We start from the raw sequence: 13908 nt of genomic DNA on the forward strand, positions 1-13908 counted from the left end.
GATTCAAGCTCTATCCACCAAGGAGCATGCGATGCAGATTGAAGATTCCGTCGCCTTCGTGTCAGGCGCCAATCGCGGTGTAGGCGCGCGCTTTGTCGTGAGCCTGCTCGAAGGCGGCGCGCGCAAGGTGTACGCCGCCGCTCGCGATTGCCACGCCGTTGCGACGGGCGACTCACGTGTCGTCCCCGTCACGCTCGACGTCACGGATCCCGGGCAGGTGGCGCAAGCGGCGGCGGTAGCGAGCGATGTCACCCTGCTGATCAACAACGCGGGTATCAACCGGCTCGAGCGCGCTATTCTTCCCCGCGACGACACCGCTGCCCGCGCTGAAATGGAGGTGAACTACTTCGGCACGCTTGGCATGTGCCGCGCGTTCACACCCGCGTTGATCGCCAATCGCGGGGCGGTCGTGAACATGCTGTCAATTCTCGCGCGCGTCGGGTTGCCCATGATGGGTTCCTTGTGTGCGTCGAAGGCGGCGGCGCTGCGCATGACGGAATGTTTGCGTGCCGAACTGGCGCAACATCATGTGCGCGTGCTCGGCGTGCTGCCCGGCGCGATCGATACCGACATGAGCCGCGACTTTCCGCCGCCGAAGCTGTCGGTAGCGGAAGTGGTCGACGCTGTGTTCGCCGCACTCGCGCATGGCCCCGACGAGGTGTATGTTGGCGCGATGGCGCAAGGCGTCAATGCAGGTCTCGCGGCCGATCGCGATGCGGTCCAGAAGCAGTTCGCGGGCTATCTTTGAACATGGACGGAGGTAAGATGATGAGCGGTCAGACAATCCAGGTGACAGCGCAGGACGGCGGCCAGTTCGCGGCGTATCTTGCGAAGCCCGCGCAAGGGTCGGGTCCCGGCCTCGTATTGCTGCAGGAGATATTCGGCATCAACGGGTACATGAAGTCGATGGCTGACCGCTATGCCGAGGAAGGTTATGTGGTGCTCGTTCCCGATTTATTCTGGCGCATGAAGCCGGGCGTGGAACTCGGCTACAGCGAAGCAGATTTCAAGGAAGCGTTGGGCTACAACGAAAGGCTCGACGAAGAGAACGCGGTCAACGATATTGCGGCGACCATCGCCACGATTCGCGGGTTGCCTGAGCAGGCAGGCAAAGTTGGCGCGATCGGCTATTGCCTGGGCGGCCGTCTTGCGATGCTCGCCGCTGCACGCACCGACGTGGATTGCGCCGTAAGTTATTACGGCGTGGGACTCGATGCCTACACCAGCAAGATCCCGGCGATTCACTGTCCGATGATCTTCCATTTCGCCGAGAACGACGTGATGACGCCAACGGCATCGCGTGAAAAGATCATTGCGGCGCTGAAGCAAAAACCGTCGATTGAAACCTATGTGTACCCGGGTTGCGATCACGCATTCGCCACGCCCGAGCGCGAGCACTTCGACAAACCCGCGGCCATGATGGCGTATTCACGGACCATGAGTTTGCTCCGCAAAGTGCTCGGTCCCGTGTACGACCTGAACCAGCTTTGGGAGATGCATTGCTATTACGAATTCGGCACGCGCGACGTCAACGCCGTGATGCCGACCATGGTGGCGCAGCCCTATGTCAACCACGTTCCCACGATGACCGGCGGTGTCGGCCATGACCAGCTCAAGCGTTTCTACAAGTACCATTTCGTCGATTCGAATCCGGCGGACACGCGACTGATTCCGGTGTCACGCACTATCGGCGCGGATCGCGTGGTCGACGAGTTCGTGTTCTGCGCGACGCACGACCGGGAAATCGACTGGCTGTTGCCGGGACTCAAGCCGACCGGAAAATACTTCGAAGTGCCCATGCTCGCGGTCATCTGTTTTCGCGGCGACAAGCTGTACAACGAGCATATCTATTGGGACCAGGCGTCGGTGCTGGTGCAGATCGGTGCGCTCGATCCAACAGGCTTGCCGGTTGCCGGCATTCAGACCGCGAAGAAAATGGTCGATGAAACCTTGCCGACGAATACGTTGATGCCCAACTGGGCGTCGAGTGAAGGCAAGCCGGTTTAGCGCGGAAAGGACGGCGAATCAGGCGACGAATCAGGCGACGAAGCGGCGCGGTTCCGTCGCCTGAAAAAGCACGGACCTCAGCGCATGAACAAGCCGCCGTTTACATCCCAACACGCTCCGTTCGCAAAGTAGGCATTCTCCGCGGCGAGCATGACGGCCACATCGGCAATGTAGTCAGCCGAGCCGAGGCGTCCGCCTGGAATGCTCGCAATGACCGCGTTCAACTTCTCGGCGGGCACGCTTTCGTGAACGATGGGCAGGTCCATCGGGCCGGGCGAAATGGCGTTGACCGTGACGCCGCGCGAGGCCAGGTCACGCGCAAAAACCTTGGTCAGCGTAATGACGCCGCCCTTCGATGCCGCATAGTGCGCGCCCGTTGCCGAGCCGCCATTTTGCCCCGCGAGCGATGCAATATTAACGATGCGTCCCGCGCCTGCATCGGCGAAATGCTGGCCGAAAACCTGGCAGCCGAATAACACGCTGCGCAGATTCACCTGGATGACGTGATCGAATTGTTCCGCTGTGATGTCCATCACCGGCACGACCTTCGATGCGCCTGCGTTGTTCACCAATGCATCAATGCGTTGCCACTTGTCCAGGATCGCGTCGCGCGCAGCGATGAAATCTGCCTTCGATGTCACGTCGAGGTTCAACGCAAACGCGCTCGAGTGATCGGCGCTCAGTTCGCTCGCCAGTTCCTGCGCGGCGTTGAACGCAATGTCGGCGATCGCCACGCGATATCCCGATGCATGAAAGCGTCGTGCAATCACTGCACCGAGACCCCGCGCCGCACCCGTCACCATAACGACTCTTTCCGTCATGCTGTCTCCGGCCATTGAGCAAGCGCGCCTTCAAAACAAGCTTCAAAACATGCGGCGATAGCGCAAACGAGTTCGTCCGCGCCCTTGCGCCCGACGATCTGCAATCCGGCTCGGAGAGGCCAACCGGCAATCGGCAGGGGCAGGCTGAGCGCCGGATGACCGCTGAGATTGAACGGCCGGATCAGCGACGACATGGCGATGACCGACGTACCATTCCTCGCCGCCTCGAGCGTAGTCGGCAGCGCGGGCAGGGTCGGCAGCACAATGGCATCCACGCTCTGCAATGCATGATCGACCTCGGCGGTAAAGCGCGCGCGCACTGATTCCGCGACAGCAAGATCGGCCGCGGTCGTCTTCGACGCCATCCGCAGGCGCGCATCCAGATCGGCACCGAGCTTACCCGTCTCGAGCAGATGGCCGAACGCGGCCCACGTTTCGGCGTTGATCACGGTCAAGCCCGCATCGAACGCGGCGCGCAGGTTGAGCAATTCGATGCCTTTCGATGCGAAGCCCGCAAGCGACGGCGCGTTTGTCACGGCGTCGCTAATCTCGCGGGTTGCCTCGGCGGACACTATGCCAATCCTGAGTGAAGACGGCAACGTGTTCGCTACGCCTTCATCGAAGCCGGGTGCGATAGCCGCCATCACGTCGATCAGCGTCAGCATTTCGCGCGCGAACGGGCCGACGCAATCGAGCGTGCTCCGTGCCGGCGCAACGCCGCGTCGCGACACCCGTCCGAACGTTGGTTTCATGCCGATCACGCCACAGCACGCAGCAGGACCGCGCACCGAGCCGCCGGTGTCGGTGCCGAGCGCCGCGCACGACAGATGCAGCCCGACCGCCGCCGCCGACCCGCTCGACGAACCACCCGGAATGCGCGTCTCATCCTGCGGATTCTCGGGCGTGCCCGTGTAGTCGTTGATCCCGGTCATGCCGAACGCGAGTTCATGCATGTTGGTCTTGCCAACCACTCGCCAGCCCTGCGCGAGCAGGCGGTCTACCACTTCCGCATGATCTTGCGCTGCCGGCGCGTCCAGCAGCGCGCGGCTTGCCGCCGTGGTTGGATAACCCGCGACGTCGATAGTGTCCTTGAGCGCAATGCTCGGGCCGTCGGCATCGCCAAGCGTAAATTCGCTGATGAATTCGTTCATTGCCTAAGCCTGGGATTGCCTGAAGTCGCCGAAGCTTCCGGTTGAAGAGGGATGAACCTCCGAGGGCGCATCGAACAGGCGCTGCGTTCGGAAATGCCTGATGAGCCAGCGCTTGCGATCGTCGGCCGGCACGAAATCCACTTCAAGTCTTGCCGATACCAGTTCGGCCTCGCCCGATAGATACCCCGATGCCTGCAACATGATCCAGCGGCCGGTGGCATGCGTCGCGGTGGCGTCGACATCAATAGTCTCCGATGCCATGAAGTGCGCGTTCACGCTGAAATGCGGCGTGGGCGGCAGATAGCGCGCAAGCATCGTGACGATCGCTTCGCGGCCGGTCAGCGCGCCGAACTTCTCTGCATACTCCGGGCCGACGCCTTGCCAAATGGCGTCAGCGCTGAAGAGTTCGGCGAGTGTCTCGGAGGGTTCGCCGCCCGATGGAACGTCGCAGAGCGCCATGTATCGCATCATGGTCCGGCGAATCGCGTGCTCGGCCTCGAGCACGGCGAGCCGCGCGGTCATGTCGGCCAGCGTCGCTTTCATCACCTCGTTCATCAGCTCGTTCATGTCGGGCTCGGTACGGTCAGTGCCCGGCCTATGCGAGCTTCGATCTTGCCGTAGCGCCACAGGTTGTATTCGCCCACGGGGGTCGTCCGGTACAGGTTGCAGACGGCGGCGGCTGTGTCAAAACTGTCGACATCGGCCATGATGTAGAAGGTCCACGGTGCGCTACTGGCCTGACCCACCACCACGCGGTCGTCGTCCATGATACCGAGGACCTTGACCCCTTCCATGGCCTCGATACTCTTCAGCATCACGCCGTACGCCTGCCAGACCGTGCCAATCTGCTCGCGCGGAAGGTCGAAGAAATTCTGCGTCACACCGCAGCAAAACAGCACGCGCAGAGGCATCGATACGGTGTCCATCATGGTGGATCTCTCCTGAAATTTGGCGCGTTCGCCGAGCGTTGGCAATGCGAGCTAGAGCAGGAAACCGATCGCATTAAGCGCGTCGGCGGAATCGATCAGCCTGACGACCTTTTGCACAATGCGCGGCTCGCCGCCAGACAGATCGATGCGATGTTCCACATCCGCCGCGAACAACGTGCTGACACCGCGCTTGTAGGCGACAACAACCTGAGCGCTGCGTACGTCGACCGTGTCCGCCGAGTCACTCGACATCGTGAAGCGCGACACAGTGCGCACCGTGCGTGCGGCGTCGGTGACGGACGGTGAATAGCCCGAGCTCAGCCGCTGCACGCGCAGCGCGCGCATGGCGTGATCGTCGTAGGCGTAGTTCAGCGTTGACGCGAAGTCGGTCGCGAGCGGGTCGATGGGCACCACATAGAACCCTTTAGGCGACCACAGCTCAAGCCAGGCATGATAGTTCTTCCGATCCAGAATCTCGGCTTCACGCCAGATGAACTGCACGGCTTGTGCGAACGCGGGCTGCACGAGGAGGGCGTTGGTATCGTCCATGTTATTGCTGCTCCATCATCTCGCGCCATTTCGCGTAGGCGGCGCGCATGCCGGTTTCGTCGGTCGCATGCGCCGTTTTCTCGCCGTTGGCCGCCGTGGTTTCGCGGTTCAGTCCGCGATTGACGAGGATCGGTACATCAGGCCCTGCGTGCGAGCCGCGCTGGACACGCTCCCACGCTTCGGCGTCGTCGGGACTGCCAAAACCGAATGGGCCCTGGAAGTGTTCATGCACGCGCAAGCGTGCGCGGTTGGCTTCCTCGGGACCGCCGTCCATGCCGAGCGCCACATGACGGATCTCGGTCTCCTCCACGGAGATGGGCCGCAGCACGCGGAAAAATGCCATCGACAACGCGAGGTTCGGAAACAGGTTCAGGTTGAAGCCGACGCCCATCAGCGAGCGAACGATTCGCCTCACCTGATCGGGCGCATAGTCGAGAGCCAGGGACTCTGCCAAGGCTTCGTAGCGGGTCGGGATCGGCGCCCCGTTGTCCTCGTCCAGGTCGACGATCTCGGGGACCAGGACGGCAAGGCTATGGCCGTTGCCAAGCGACCGGCAAAATGCTTTGTCGCTGGTCATGAAGCTGGTGATGGCGGCAGCGGTCTCGTCGTCGATTGTCTTCATCCACGACTTGTGGACGACGGGGAAGTGATACAGGTCAGTCGTGTTTTCGAGCTGGATTTTCCAGTTGCCCTTGAACTTGAACTTGTGTTCGCCGTTCGCCTTGACCGGAAATCCCGCGCCCTGTTTCATGAACAGGTCGATCCATGGTTTCGCTCCGCCGAGAAAATCCTCCAGTGATTCGATCGATTGATTGAAACTCGCGAAAATCAGTCCCTGATAGATGCCGACGCGCAGGCTTTTCAGCGGCAGCTCGGTCTTGTCGACAATGCCCTCGTAGCCATCGCCATACGGCAACGCGCGCAGTGCGCCGTCGAGTCCGTACGTCCAGCTGTGATACGGGCAGGTAAAGCCGCGCGCGTTGCCTTTGTGCTGCTCGCACACGGTTGCGCCGCGATGGCGGCATCGATTTTCGAGCACATTGATTGCACCGGTCTTGTCACGGACTACGATCACCGGTTGACGCCCGATAGTCGTGGTACGAAAGTCGCCCGGTTTCGGCAGCTCGCTTTCATGTGCAACCCAGATCCACGTCTTGTAGAAGATGCGTTCGAGTTCCGCTTCGAAAATTGCCGGATCGTTATAAAGCGAAGGTGAAACGCGGTCGGCTTCCGCGCGCTTGTAGAGCGCGCTCGTGTCGATGGCCTGACAGGCCGTTGGGTGGAAATCGCTCATCGATGACCTGAATAAAGTGGGGAGGGCTGTGACGCTCGTTATGAATTGAAGTGTCGGCTGCCGGTATCCATAGGTCAAATTCATCTAAAATCGGTAGGTCCATCAATCCGGCAAATATCATGACCTCCATCGATCATGTCGACCTCAATCTGCTACGTGTGTTCAACGCGATTATTGAAGAGCGCAGCCTGACGCGCGCGGGGCAGCGGCTGGCGCTGTCGCAACCGGCGGTCAGCTATTCGCTCGGCCGGTTGCGCACACTTTTCGACGACCCGCTTTTTATCCGGACGCGGGTTGGCATGCAGCCGACGCCCATCGCGCTCGAACTGGCGGCAATCGTGGCGCGGGCGCTGGACACGGTGCGCGAAGCGCTGCGTTACGCGGAACGATTCGATCCGGCCATCAGTACGCGGACCTTCAGGCTGTCGTTGTCGGATGCGGGGGAATTAGCGTATTTGCCACCCATCTGTGCGGCATTGCAGCGGCTAGCGCCGCGCGTGAAGCTGCGGATAGAGCCGACGCCCGTGGAGGAGATTGAAGAAGCGTTGAGGGTAAGCCGGCTGGATTTCGCGATCGGCAATTTGCCCGAGCTCACGGCGCGAACGCGCCATCGGCTCTTGTTCGAAGAGACTTACGTCTGCATGACGCGCAAGCGCCGCGGCTTGCCGCGCGGCGCGCAAATCGATCTGGCCGCGTTCACGCAAGCGCCGCACGTCCAGATCCTGTCGGTTGAGCACAGTCATCATGCACTGGAAGACGCGTTCCGCTCGCAAGGCGTCGGGCGCAATACGCTGCTCGAATTGCCGCACTTCGTTGCGTTGCCCAGCGTGCTCGGCGTCACGGATTACTACGCAACGCTGCCGCGCCGGCTCGCCCAGATCTTTAACCGCGATGGCCGTTTCAAGGTCTATGAACTGCCGGTGCAGTTACCCGGCGCGACCGTTACGATGCATTGGCACGAGAACTTCGATAACGACGAAGGCAACGTCTGGCTGCGTGAACTGCTGACCGAGAGGGTGCAGACCTTCGATCAGTTTCCGCAGGCAGCCGCCTAAAGGTCGAGGACCAGCACGGGAGTCCGCGAGCGCGATACGCAGCAGCAAATCACCGCGCCGCTTGCGCGTTCCGATTGACTCAGGCAGTGGTCACGATGTTCAGGCTCGCCGCTGACGACATCGACCATGCAGGTGCCGCAGACGCCCTCGCCACACGATGTATCGACGAGGATGTCAATGGACGCGAGCGCTTCCACAATCGACATGCCCTTGCTCACTCGCACTCTCGACCCTGTGCTGGCGATTTCCACGTCGAAGGAATCGAGAACGGGTGCTGCAGCGGTGGCCTTAGCGGGATCGGCCGCGAATCGTTCGAGATGGATTGATTCAGCGGGGACGTGTCGTTCTGCCACGCTCACCACGCGATCCATGAACGCGCCCGGGCCGCATGTGTAGACGTGGGCGCCCGGGGCGATGCCGGCGAGGCATCCCGTGACTTGCGCATCGACTCGATCGGGTTCGACGCCACAGTGAAGCGCCACGTGATCGGCAAATGGCGGCTGCGTGAGCAACGGAAGGAATGCCGCGCTGACTGGGTCGCGAACGAAGTAATGCAGCTTGAAGGAGGCTTTCTGGCGAACCAGGCGATACGCCATGCTGAGCAGCGGCGTAATGCCAATCCCGGCTGCGATCAGGATGTGTTCACTGGCCGTTGCATCAAGGCGAAACAAGCTGCGCGGCGGCCCAATGACCAGATGCGCGCCGGGCTCCACGTGGTCGTGCAACGAGCTCGATCCTCCCCGTGAAGCGTCTTCGCGCTTGACCGCGAAAAGATGCTGCTCCCGCAGATCAGGGTCGCCGCACAATGAATATTGCCGCGTGATGCCGGAGGGACTGGTTACGTCTATATGAGCGCCCGGCTCGTACGCGTCGAGCGGCGCGCCGTCGACGCGCGAGATGACGTAGGAGCGAATACCGGGAGCTTCGTCGCGCACAGCATTGACGCAGACGGTGATGACGGAAGAATTCATGGCGTGGGCGCAGTTTTTCGATTGATGCGCACATCGGCATCAGGGAATTTGGCCGGAGCGCGCTTCAATGGAAAATACAGGCAGATTCCAGATACGCCAAATCGATAATAAATCGATGGTGTTATCAATCCTGTTTATTTTAGTTGCCACAGAGGGCTCGAAGCAATGGCGTTAGTTCGATGCGCTGAGACACCGTCGCGTGGTTGGAGGACGGAGCCATGATCGGCTCATGCCTGGTCGACGAGAGCCGGATTTGAACCGTCAGACCCCTTCCACAGGGATAGCTTCCATGACGGTGGCCAGGATCATCGCTTCGATATTTCGGGGTGCAGGTTGAACAAGCCTGGGTCGATACACGGCATCGCCAGTTGCAATAGCCTGGCCACTCAGGGCGCAAACCCCGGTTTTCTTCGCTATGCCGCGTCGCCATAGCTGTTCGCCGTAGCAGCAGGAAGTCGCGTCGCTCCACGCAACCGTTGCCGAGGTTTGCTTACTGCGCCCGAGAATCCGCACGGCACATTTCGAAAAATACTCTTCGTGGCATATGGGGCGGACGCGACTGGACACACTGGGCAACCGCATTTCACCCTCGCTCGAGAGGAGGGCGATCGTTGACTGCCACGTTCTGTCTGCTTCAAGGGGAGCTGGCACGATGCGGTCCTCACAGGATCAAGCGTTCGGGCGGCCGCGTGGTCCGCGTGGTCCAGTTTCACGCATGAACATCGCAAGCACGATGGCAAGCACGATGCCACCGAGCAGCCACGAGCCGGCTGCCCGGAACACCGGCAGGTCCATTGTGCCGCCGTTCGCGACGTGGGCGAGCAGCTTGCCGTACATGGGCGTGAGCAATGCGCTGAACGTGAACACCAGGAAATTGATCGCGCCGCTGGCGCTGCCCTTGACGTTGTCTGGATTGACTTCCTTGATCACCGTATAGGGCAGCATTGCTGCACCGGAGCCAATACCGAGCATCAGGCCGAGCACGTAACGCGGCGCCACACCGGCCGGCAGATAGAAGATCGCCGCGCCCGAAACGAGCATGAGCAGTGCGCCGGCGATCAGCACCGGCTTGCGGCGGCCCAGGCGATCAGACAGGTAACCTAACAGCGGGCAGCCGATCACCCAGCCGAGCGGCACCATGCTTGCGCGATTGACCGCCTCTGCATAGCTGACGTCAAGACCACCGCGCAGGAACGGAATGCCCCAGATCATGTCGCCTATCGTAGTCGGCAGGAACAGCAGGCCGGCGCAGAAACCACAAAGATAGGACTGCGGATTGGACAATACTTCCTTGTACGGCGCGAACATTTTTAGCCACGAGCCCTGGGCCGCTGGGCTGTCATCGTGGCCTGCCGGCGTCGCGAAGAAGACCAGCACGGCGATCAAAAGGATGAGGAGGCCGGACAGCCACCAGAACTGCTGCCACTTGATGAGGCCGTGAATGAGCGGTGCAACGGCGAACTGACCCGCGGAACCGCCAAGCATGCCGAAGCATTGAGTGAACCCGACGGCCGTTGCAAGCGAGCGCGGGGGAAAGCCGTGCGTGGCGAGATATACGGCGCCGATAAACCCGCACGCCGAACCCGCGCCTTGCAGCAGGCGGCCGATCTGCGCGGCATCCACGCTGCCCAGGCCGAACAGCGCCGCTCCGACGGCAACCAGAACGATGCCGGCCGGAATGACGGCCTTGCCCCCGAGCCGATCGAGCAATGCACCGCAAACGATCGAGAACAGCGCATAGGTGTAGTAGTACAGTCCGACAAGCGTGCCCACGCCCAGCGCATCGCGGGCAAACGCGGCACTCAACTCGGGAATCATTACGCCCGGCGCGGAACGCAGCATGTACTGCATGAAGTAGAACGCGGCACAGAAAAGCCAGGCGACCACGAAACCCATGTGTAGGGATTCGCGGCCCGCCTGAATATTGCCAGTGCTTACGACCTTGCTGGACATGGTTCGATTTCCAAAGAGTTTGTCGGACTGGACTACCGGAACAGATTGACCTTTGCGAGGTCAATGAGCTGCTTGCCTCGACCATCCATGACGGCGCGAAGCATGAACAGCCCAAAGTGGTAAGTCTGGTCGGCGCTGGTCGCGGGAGGCATCACGAGCTCCTGGCGTGCGCTCACTACGTCGACGAGCGCCGGGCCCGGATGCGCGAATACTTCGCGTAGGGCTCCTTCAAGCTCCGCAGGGTGCTCGACGCGCACGCCTTTGATTCCGATCGCATTGGCCATCGCGGCGAAGTTAGGATTTTTCAGGTCACATCCTGTGTCGACGAACCCGCTGGCCTTCATCTCCATTTCCACGAAGCCCAGCGTGCCATTGTTGAGCACGACGACTTTGACCGGCAAGCCTGTTTGAATCAGCGTCAGGAACTCACCCATCATCATGGTGAAGCCGCCGTCACCTGACATCGAAATCACTTGCCGCTTCGGGAAAGTGGCCTGCGCGCCAATCGAGTGCAACAGGGAGTTGGCCATGGAGCCGTGATTAAACGATCCAACCAGCCGCCGTTTGCCGTTCATCTTCAGATATCTGGCCGTCCACGCGACAGGGGTGCCGACGTCACAGGAGAAGATCGCGTCCTCGTCCGCGAGTTCGCTGACGAGCCGGGTCACGTACTGCGGATGGATGGTGCTGCTGCCCTCTTCTGGCTGCGCCAACTCGTCCAGACTCGCGCGAGCCTTGCGATAGTCGTCGAGCGCGCGATTCAGGAAGCTGCCGTCCGCTTTCTCCTGAATCAATGGAAGAAGTTCATCGAGCGTGTCCTTGACTGTTCCCAATACGCCAAGCTCGATCGGGCATCGATTGCCGAGTGCTTCGGCCCTTGTATCGACTTGCGCGATGGTCACCTTCTCCGGATAGAACTGTCGATAAGGGAAGTCGGTACCCAGCATCAGAAGCATGTCGCAACTTTTCATCGCGGTATAACCGGAGGCGAACCCGATGAGCCCCGTCATGCCCACATCAAACGGGTTATCGTATTCGATGTACTCCTTTCCCCGCAGCGAGTGCACGATTGGCGCTTTCAGCTTGCGGGCGAGTTCTATGACTTCCGTGTGGGAGTCCTTGCAACCCGCCCCACAAAGCAACGTCACTCGCGACGACCGGTTCAACAGGCGTGCGAGTTCGCCGACATCGTCGTTCGATGGGCGAATCACCGGAGCGGAAGGCGCGCTCCAGGCCGGCACAGCTTTGGTGAGAGGCCCGAGCGCCACATTTCCAGGTACGACGACCACCGCGACGCCTTTACGCGCAACTGCCGTACGGATGGCGCGGGCCAGAATTTGTGGCAACTGGTCGGGACTCGAAACGAGTTCAACGTAGTGACTACATTCCTTGAACAGCGCTTCGGGATGGGTAGCCTGAAAATAGTCGAGGCCGATTTCCGTGCTTGGGATATGCGCGGCGATAGCGAGAACAGGAACGCCGCTGCGATGGCAGTCGAATAAACCGTTGATAAGGTGCAGATTCCCCGGACCGCAGCTCCCACAGCAGACGGCGAGTTGCCCCGTTAGATGAGCCTCGGCGCCGGCGGCGAAAGCCGCGCTTTCCTCATGCCGCATGTGAACCCATTCAATCGAACCATCGCGGCGCAGCGAATCGGTGAATCCGTTCAGCGAATCCCCCACCACACCGAACACGCGTTTCACTCCTGCATTCACTAGTGCACCAACCATGTAGTCGGCAGCTATCGTCGCCATTTCAGATCTCCATTGAGAGTGGTTCACAGTCCGAGTTTCTTGATCATAGTTGTCAGGCCAAAGGACGGCTATTACATGAATCTGGAACTAGCTGAGTGAGGCTGTTGGCGCTCGACGCTTGTTGGTTTGTTGCTAACCAGGCCAGGCACCGGGACGTGCCTCGGACTGCGTGCCTCGGAGTACGGGTCTCGGACTACTTAAGCACGCAATTTATCGGCGGGGCCCAATGTCATAGATTGTTTCCGTGTGATGGCTACGGTCATGTCATTTGCTTCGGAATGCAAAATGAATATGAGCGCGTCGCGAAACTGGACGGACCGGGGATGGGGTGCGGCGGTTGGTCAGGGCAGTAGCGGGTGGACGGCGGCCCTCGTCTGAAGATCAGTCAGAAGGCCGGACGCGCCGTCGCGAACCGCTCAAACAGCATGCGGGGCAGAATCAGTCCAACGGTCATGGCAAGGACGATCAGGAACGCCATGGCGCTGTTCGCAACGACGGCCGGGACAAGGTTAAGGTCGGCCGATGCGCGAGGTCCGATGGTGACCAACTCAAGCAGCGCGCTTGCGGCACGGAACAGGAAGATGCCCGGCATCATCGAGACGACCGCAGAAAAGCCGACGGCGGCAAAGGGGAGGCGCAGGCGATCGACGATCGGTGTGACGATCAGGCCGGCTAGCAGACAGGCGAAGAACGCCGCTGTCGCGGTGCGCGTCTGAAAGGTGGAGGCGACTTGCAATGGCGCCGATCAAGCCGGCGATCGTGGCCGCGGAAAGCGGTTCGAGGAAAGGATTGCCGCCAAGCTTTCCTTGCCATCGACGGACAAGGGCCCCGGCACCGGCGCTTACGGCGATCAGCGCCAGGCTCGCGACATCGTACACGCCGTAGATCACGCCGAGAGACGCTGCGCCGATGGCCGCGAAAACAGTGAAGCGAAGTATCGCGACGGGCGGCATACCCCCTGCGGTTACGAGCGCCGGGCGCGCGGCTGCACTTGGCACGGCGCCGTCGCACACTTGATGCACGATTGTCTGGACGGCCAGGACCTTGCCCATGTCTACGCCTAGCGGCGCGGCTGGGACAATTTCCGAGAAGGAGGTGTGGTCAAGCTCGACCACGAGTTCGTCCCAGTGCGGTAACACCCTGACCGGCACGCCGAGGGCGCGTCCGAGTTGCCGTGCCGCGACGACAGTCCTTTCCGTGGTCTGTCCGTGCATGAACAGGAGCGAGGCTGCCAATGCGACGGTGTCCACCTCGTCCGTGGAGACTCGGCCAGGGATGGCGTCTTTGTTCATTGCGTTCTCCTCTGGCCGCGGCCCCACCATCAGCGCTACTCACTATGCTTTGATAGTAGTGAGCGCGGCATCGGGTGGCTATTACATGAAGCTGGAACTCCCGTGTGTCTGGCGTTGTCGAGGTGCCCCGGC

14 protein-coding genes are annotated in these 13908 nt (G+C 61.1%); 3 read left to right on the forward strand and 11 right to left on the reverse strand.

The genetic code is table 11. The annotated features are described in order from the left end of the window. Positions 1 to 748: SDR family oxidoreductase (locus JWR14_RS15075; RefSeq protein ID WP_299708048.1), on the forward strand; the 748-nt coding region annotated here is incomplete at its 5' end. A gap of 20 nt (positions 749 to 768) precedes the next feature. Further along, positions 769 to 2007 carry a dienelactone hydrolase family protein gene (locus JWR14_RS15080; RefSeq protein WP_299708050.1) on the forward strand — a complete coding sequence of 413 codons (1239 nt, stop codon included), beginning with the start codon at positions 769 to 771 and terminating at the stop codon, positions 2005 to 2007. 77 nt (positions 2008 to 2084) lie between these two features. Here JWR14_RS15080 and JWR14_RS15085 read toward each other — a convergent pair whose 3' ends face one another. Genes JWR14_RS15085 through JWR14_RS15110 form a run of 6 tightly spaced genes read right to left on the reverse strand, consistent with a single transcriptional unit; the run spans position 2085 to position 6751 of the window. Next, a complete protein-coding gene (locus JWR14_RS15085) occupies positions 2085 to 2828 on the reverse strand; it encodes an SDR family oxidoreductase (RefSeq protein ID WP_299708052.1) in 744 nt (247 codons plus the stop codon). Beyond that, positions 2825 to 3979 carry an amidase gene (locus JWR14_RS15090; RefSeq protein WP_299708054.1) on the reverse strand — a complete coding sequence of 385 codons (1155 nt, stop codon included), beginning with the start codon at positions 3977 to 3979 and terminating at the stop codon, positions 2825 to 2827. Before JWR14_RS15090 ends, JWR14_RS15085 begins: the two co-directional genes overlap by 4 nt. 3 nt (positions 3980 to 3982) lie before the next feature. Continuing rightward, positions 3983 to 4546 (reverse strand): nuclear transport factor 2 family protein, encoded by a 564-nt coding sequence (locus JWR14_RS15095; RefSeq protein WP_299708056.1) that lies wholly within the window; start codon positions 4544 to 4546, stop codon positions 3983 to 3985. Next, the gene (locus JWR14_RS15100) at positions 4543 to 4908 is read right to left on the reverse strand and encodes a hypothetical protein (RefSeq protein WP_299708058.1); all 366 of its coding nucleotides are present in this window, start codon (positions 4906 to 4908) and stop codon (positions 4543 to 4545) included. The genes JWR14_RS15095 and JWR14_RS15100 overlap by 4 nt, the downstream gene beginning before the upstream one ends. 51 nt (positions 4909 to 4959) lie before the next feature. Beyond that, positions 4960 to 5457 carry an aromatic-ring-hydroxylating dioxygenase subunit beta gene (locus tag JWR14_RS15105; RefSeq protein ID WP_299708060.1) on the reverse strand — a complete coding sequence of 166 codons (498 nt, stop codon included), beginning with the start codon at positions 5455 to 5457 and terminating at the stop codon, positions 4960 to 4962. A gap of 1 nt (position 5458) precedes the next feature. Next, positions 5459 to 6751, reverse strand: coding sequence for an aromatic ring-hydroxylating dioxygenase subunit alpha (locus JWR14_RS15110; protein ID WP_299708062.1), 1293 nt, complete (start codon positions 6749 to 6751; stop codon positions 5459 to 5461). 119 nt (positions 6752 to 6870) lie between these two features. Between JWR14_RS15110 and JWR14_RS15115 the strand changes: the two genes are divergently transcribed. After that, on the forward strand, positions 6871 to 7806 hold the full coding sequence (locus tag JWR14_RS15115; RefSeq protein WP_299708064.1) for a LysR family transcriptional regulator: 936 nt from the start codon (positions 6871 to 6873) through the stop codon (positions 7804 to 7806). Here JWR14_RS15115 and JWR14_RS15120 read toward each other — a convergent pair. The 5 genes from JWR14_RS15120 to JWR14_RS15140 form a co-directional block, all read right to left on the reverse strand. After that, positions 7803 to 8777 carry a PDR/VanB family oxidoreductase gene (locus JWR14_RS15120; RefSeq protein WP_299708066.1) on the reverse strand — a complete coding sequence of 325 codons (975 nt, stop codon included), beginning with the start codon at positions 8775 to 8777 and terminating at the stop codon, positions 7803 to 7805. The two genes, JWR14_RS15115 and JWR14_RS15120, sit on opposite strands and share 4 nt — an antisense overlap. 261 nt (positions 8778 to 9038) lie before the next feature. Continuing rightward, positions 9039 to 9359: a DUF3331 domain-containing protein gene (locus JWR14_RS15125; protein WP_299708187.1), complete on the reverse strand. Its 321-nt coding sequence runs from the start codon at positions 9357 to 9359 to the stop codon at positions 9039 to 9041. Between the two features lie 87 nt (positions 9360 to 9446). Then, positions 9447 to 10730, reverse strand: coding sequence for an MFS transporter (locus tag JWR14_RS15130; protein ID WP_299708068.1), 1284 nt, complete (start codon positions 10728 to 10730; stop codon positions 9447 to 9449). Positions 10731 to 10762: 32 nt separating this feature from the next. Continuing rightward, positions 10763 to 12484: a ubiquinone-dependent pyruvate dehydrogenase gene (gene poxB / locus JWR14_RS15135; RefSeq protein ID WP_299708070.1), complete on the reverse strand. Its 1722-nt coding sequence runs from the start codon at positions 12482 to 12484 to the stop codon at positions 10763 to 10765. Between the two features lie 548 nt (positions 12485 to 13032). Next, a complete protein-coding gene (locus JWR14_RS15140; protein WP_299708072.1) occupies positions 13033 to 13776 on the reverse strand; it encodes a threonine/serine exporter family protein in 744 nt (247 codons plus the stop codon). Positions 13777 to 13908: the final 132 nt, after the last annotated feature.

It is taken from the genome of Caballeronia sp., assembly GCF_028292365.1.
In the GTDB taxonomy this organism is placed as follows: Bacteria; Pseudomonadota; Gammaproteobacteria; order Burkholderiales; family Burkholderiaceae; genus Caballeronia.

Excerpts from the sequence above, each read along its gene's own strand:
- JWR14_RS15085 (WP_299708052.1), bottom strand. The coding sequence starts at position 2,828 with ATGACGGAAAGAGTCGTTATGGTGACGGGTGCGGCGCGGGGTCTCGGT.
- JWR14_RS15105 (WP_299708060.1), bottom strand. The coding sequence starts at position 5,457 with ATGGACGATACCAACGCCCTCCTCGTGCAGCCCGCGTTCGCACAAGCC.
- JWR14_RS15080 (WP_299708050.1), top strand. The coding sequence starts at position 769 with ATGAGCGGTCAGACAATCCAGGTGACAGCGCAGGACGGCGGCCAGTTC.
- JWR14_RS15115 (WP_299708064.1), top strand. The coding sequence starts at position 6,871 with ATGACCTCCATCGATCATGTCGACCTCAATCTGCTACGTGTGTTCAAC.
- JWR14_RS15120 (WP_299708066.1), bottom strand. The coding sequence starts at position 8,777 with ATGAATTCTTCCGTCATCACCGTCTGCGTCAATGCTGTGCGCGACGAA.
- JWR14_RS15140 (WP_299708072.1), bottom strand. The coding sequence starts at position 13,776 with ATGAACAAAGACGCCATCCCTGGCCGAGTCTCCACGGACGAGGTGGAC.
- JWR14_RS15095 (WP_299708056.1), bottom strand. The coding sequence starts at position 4,546 with ATGAACGAGCTGATGAACGAGGTGATGAAAGCGACGCTGGCCGACATG.
- JWR14_RS15110 (WP_299708062.1), bottom strand. The coding sequence starts at position 6,751 with ATGAGCGATTTCCACCCAACGGCCTGTCAGGCCATCGACACGAGCGCG.
- JWR14_RS15100 (WP_299708058.1), bottom strand. The coding sequence starts at position 4,908 with ATGATGGACACCGTATCGATGCCTCTGCGCGTGCTGTTTTGCTGCGGT.
- JWR14_RS15130 (WP_299708068.1), bottom strand. The coding sequence starts at position 10,730 with ATGTCCAGCAAGGTCGTAAGCACTGGCAATATTCAGGCGGGCCGCGAA.
- JWR14_RS15090 (WP_299708054.1), bottom strand. The coding sequence starts at position 3,979 with ATGAACGAATTCATCAGCGAATTTACGCTTGGCGATGCCGACGGCCCG.
- JWR14_RS15125 (WP_299708187.1), bottom strand. The coding sequence starts at position 9,359 with ATGCGGTTGCCCAGTGTGTCCAGTCGCGTCCGCCCCATATGCCACGAA.
- poxB (WP_299708070.1), bottom strand. The coding sequence starts at position 12,484 with ATGGCGACGATAGCTGCCGACTACATGGTTGGTGCACTAGTGAATGCA.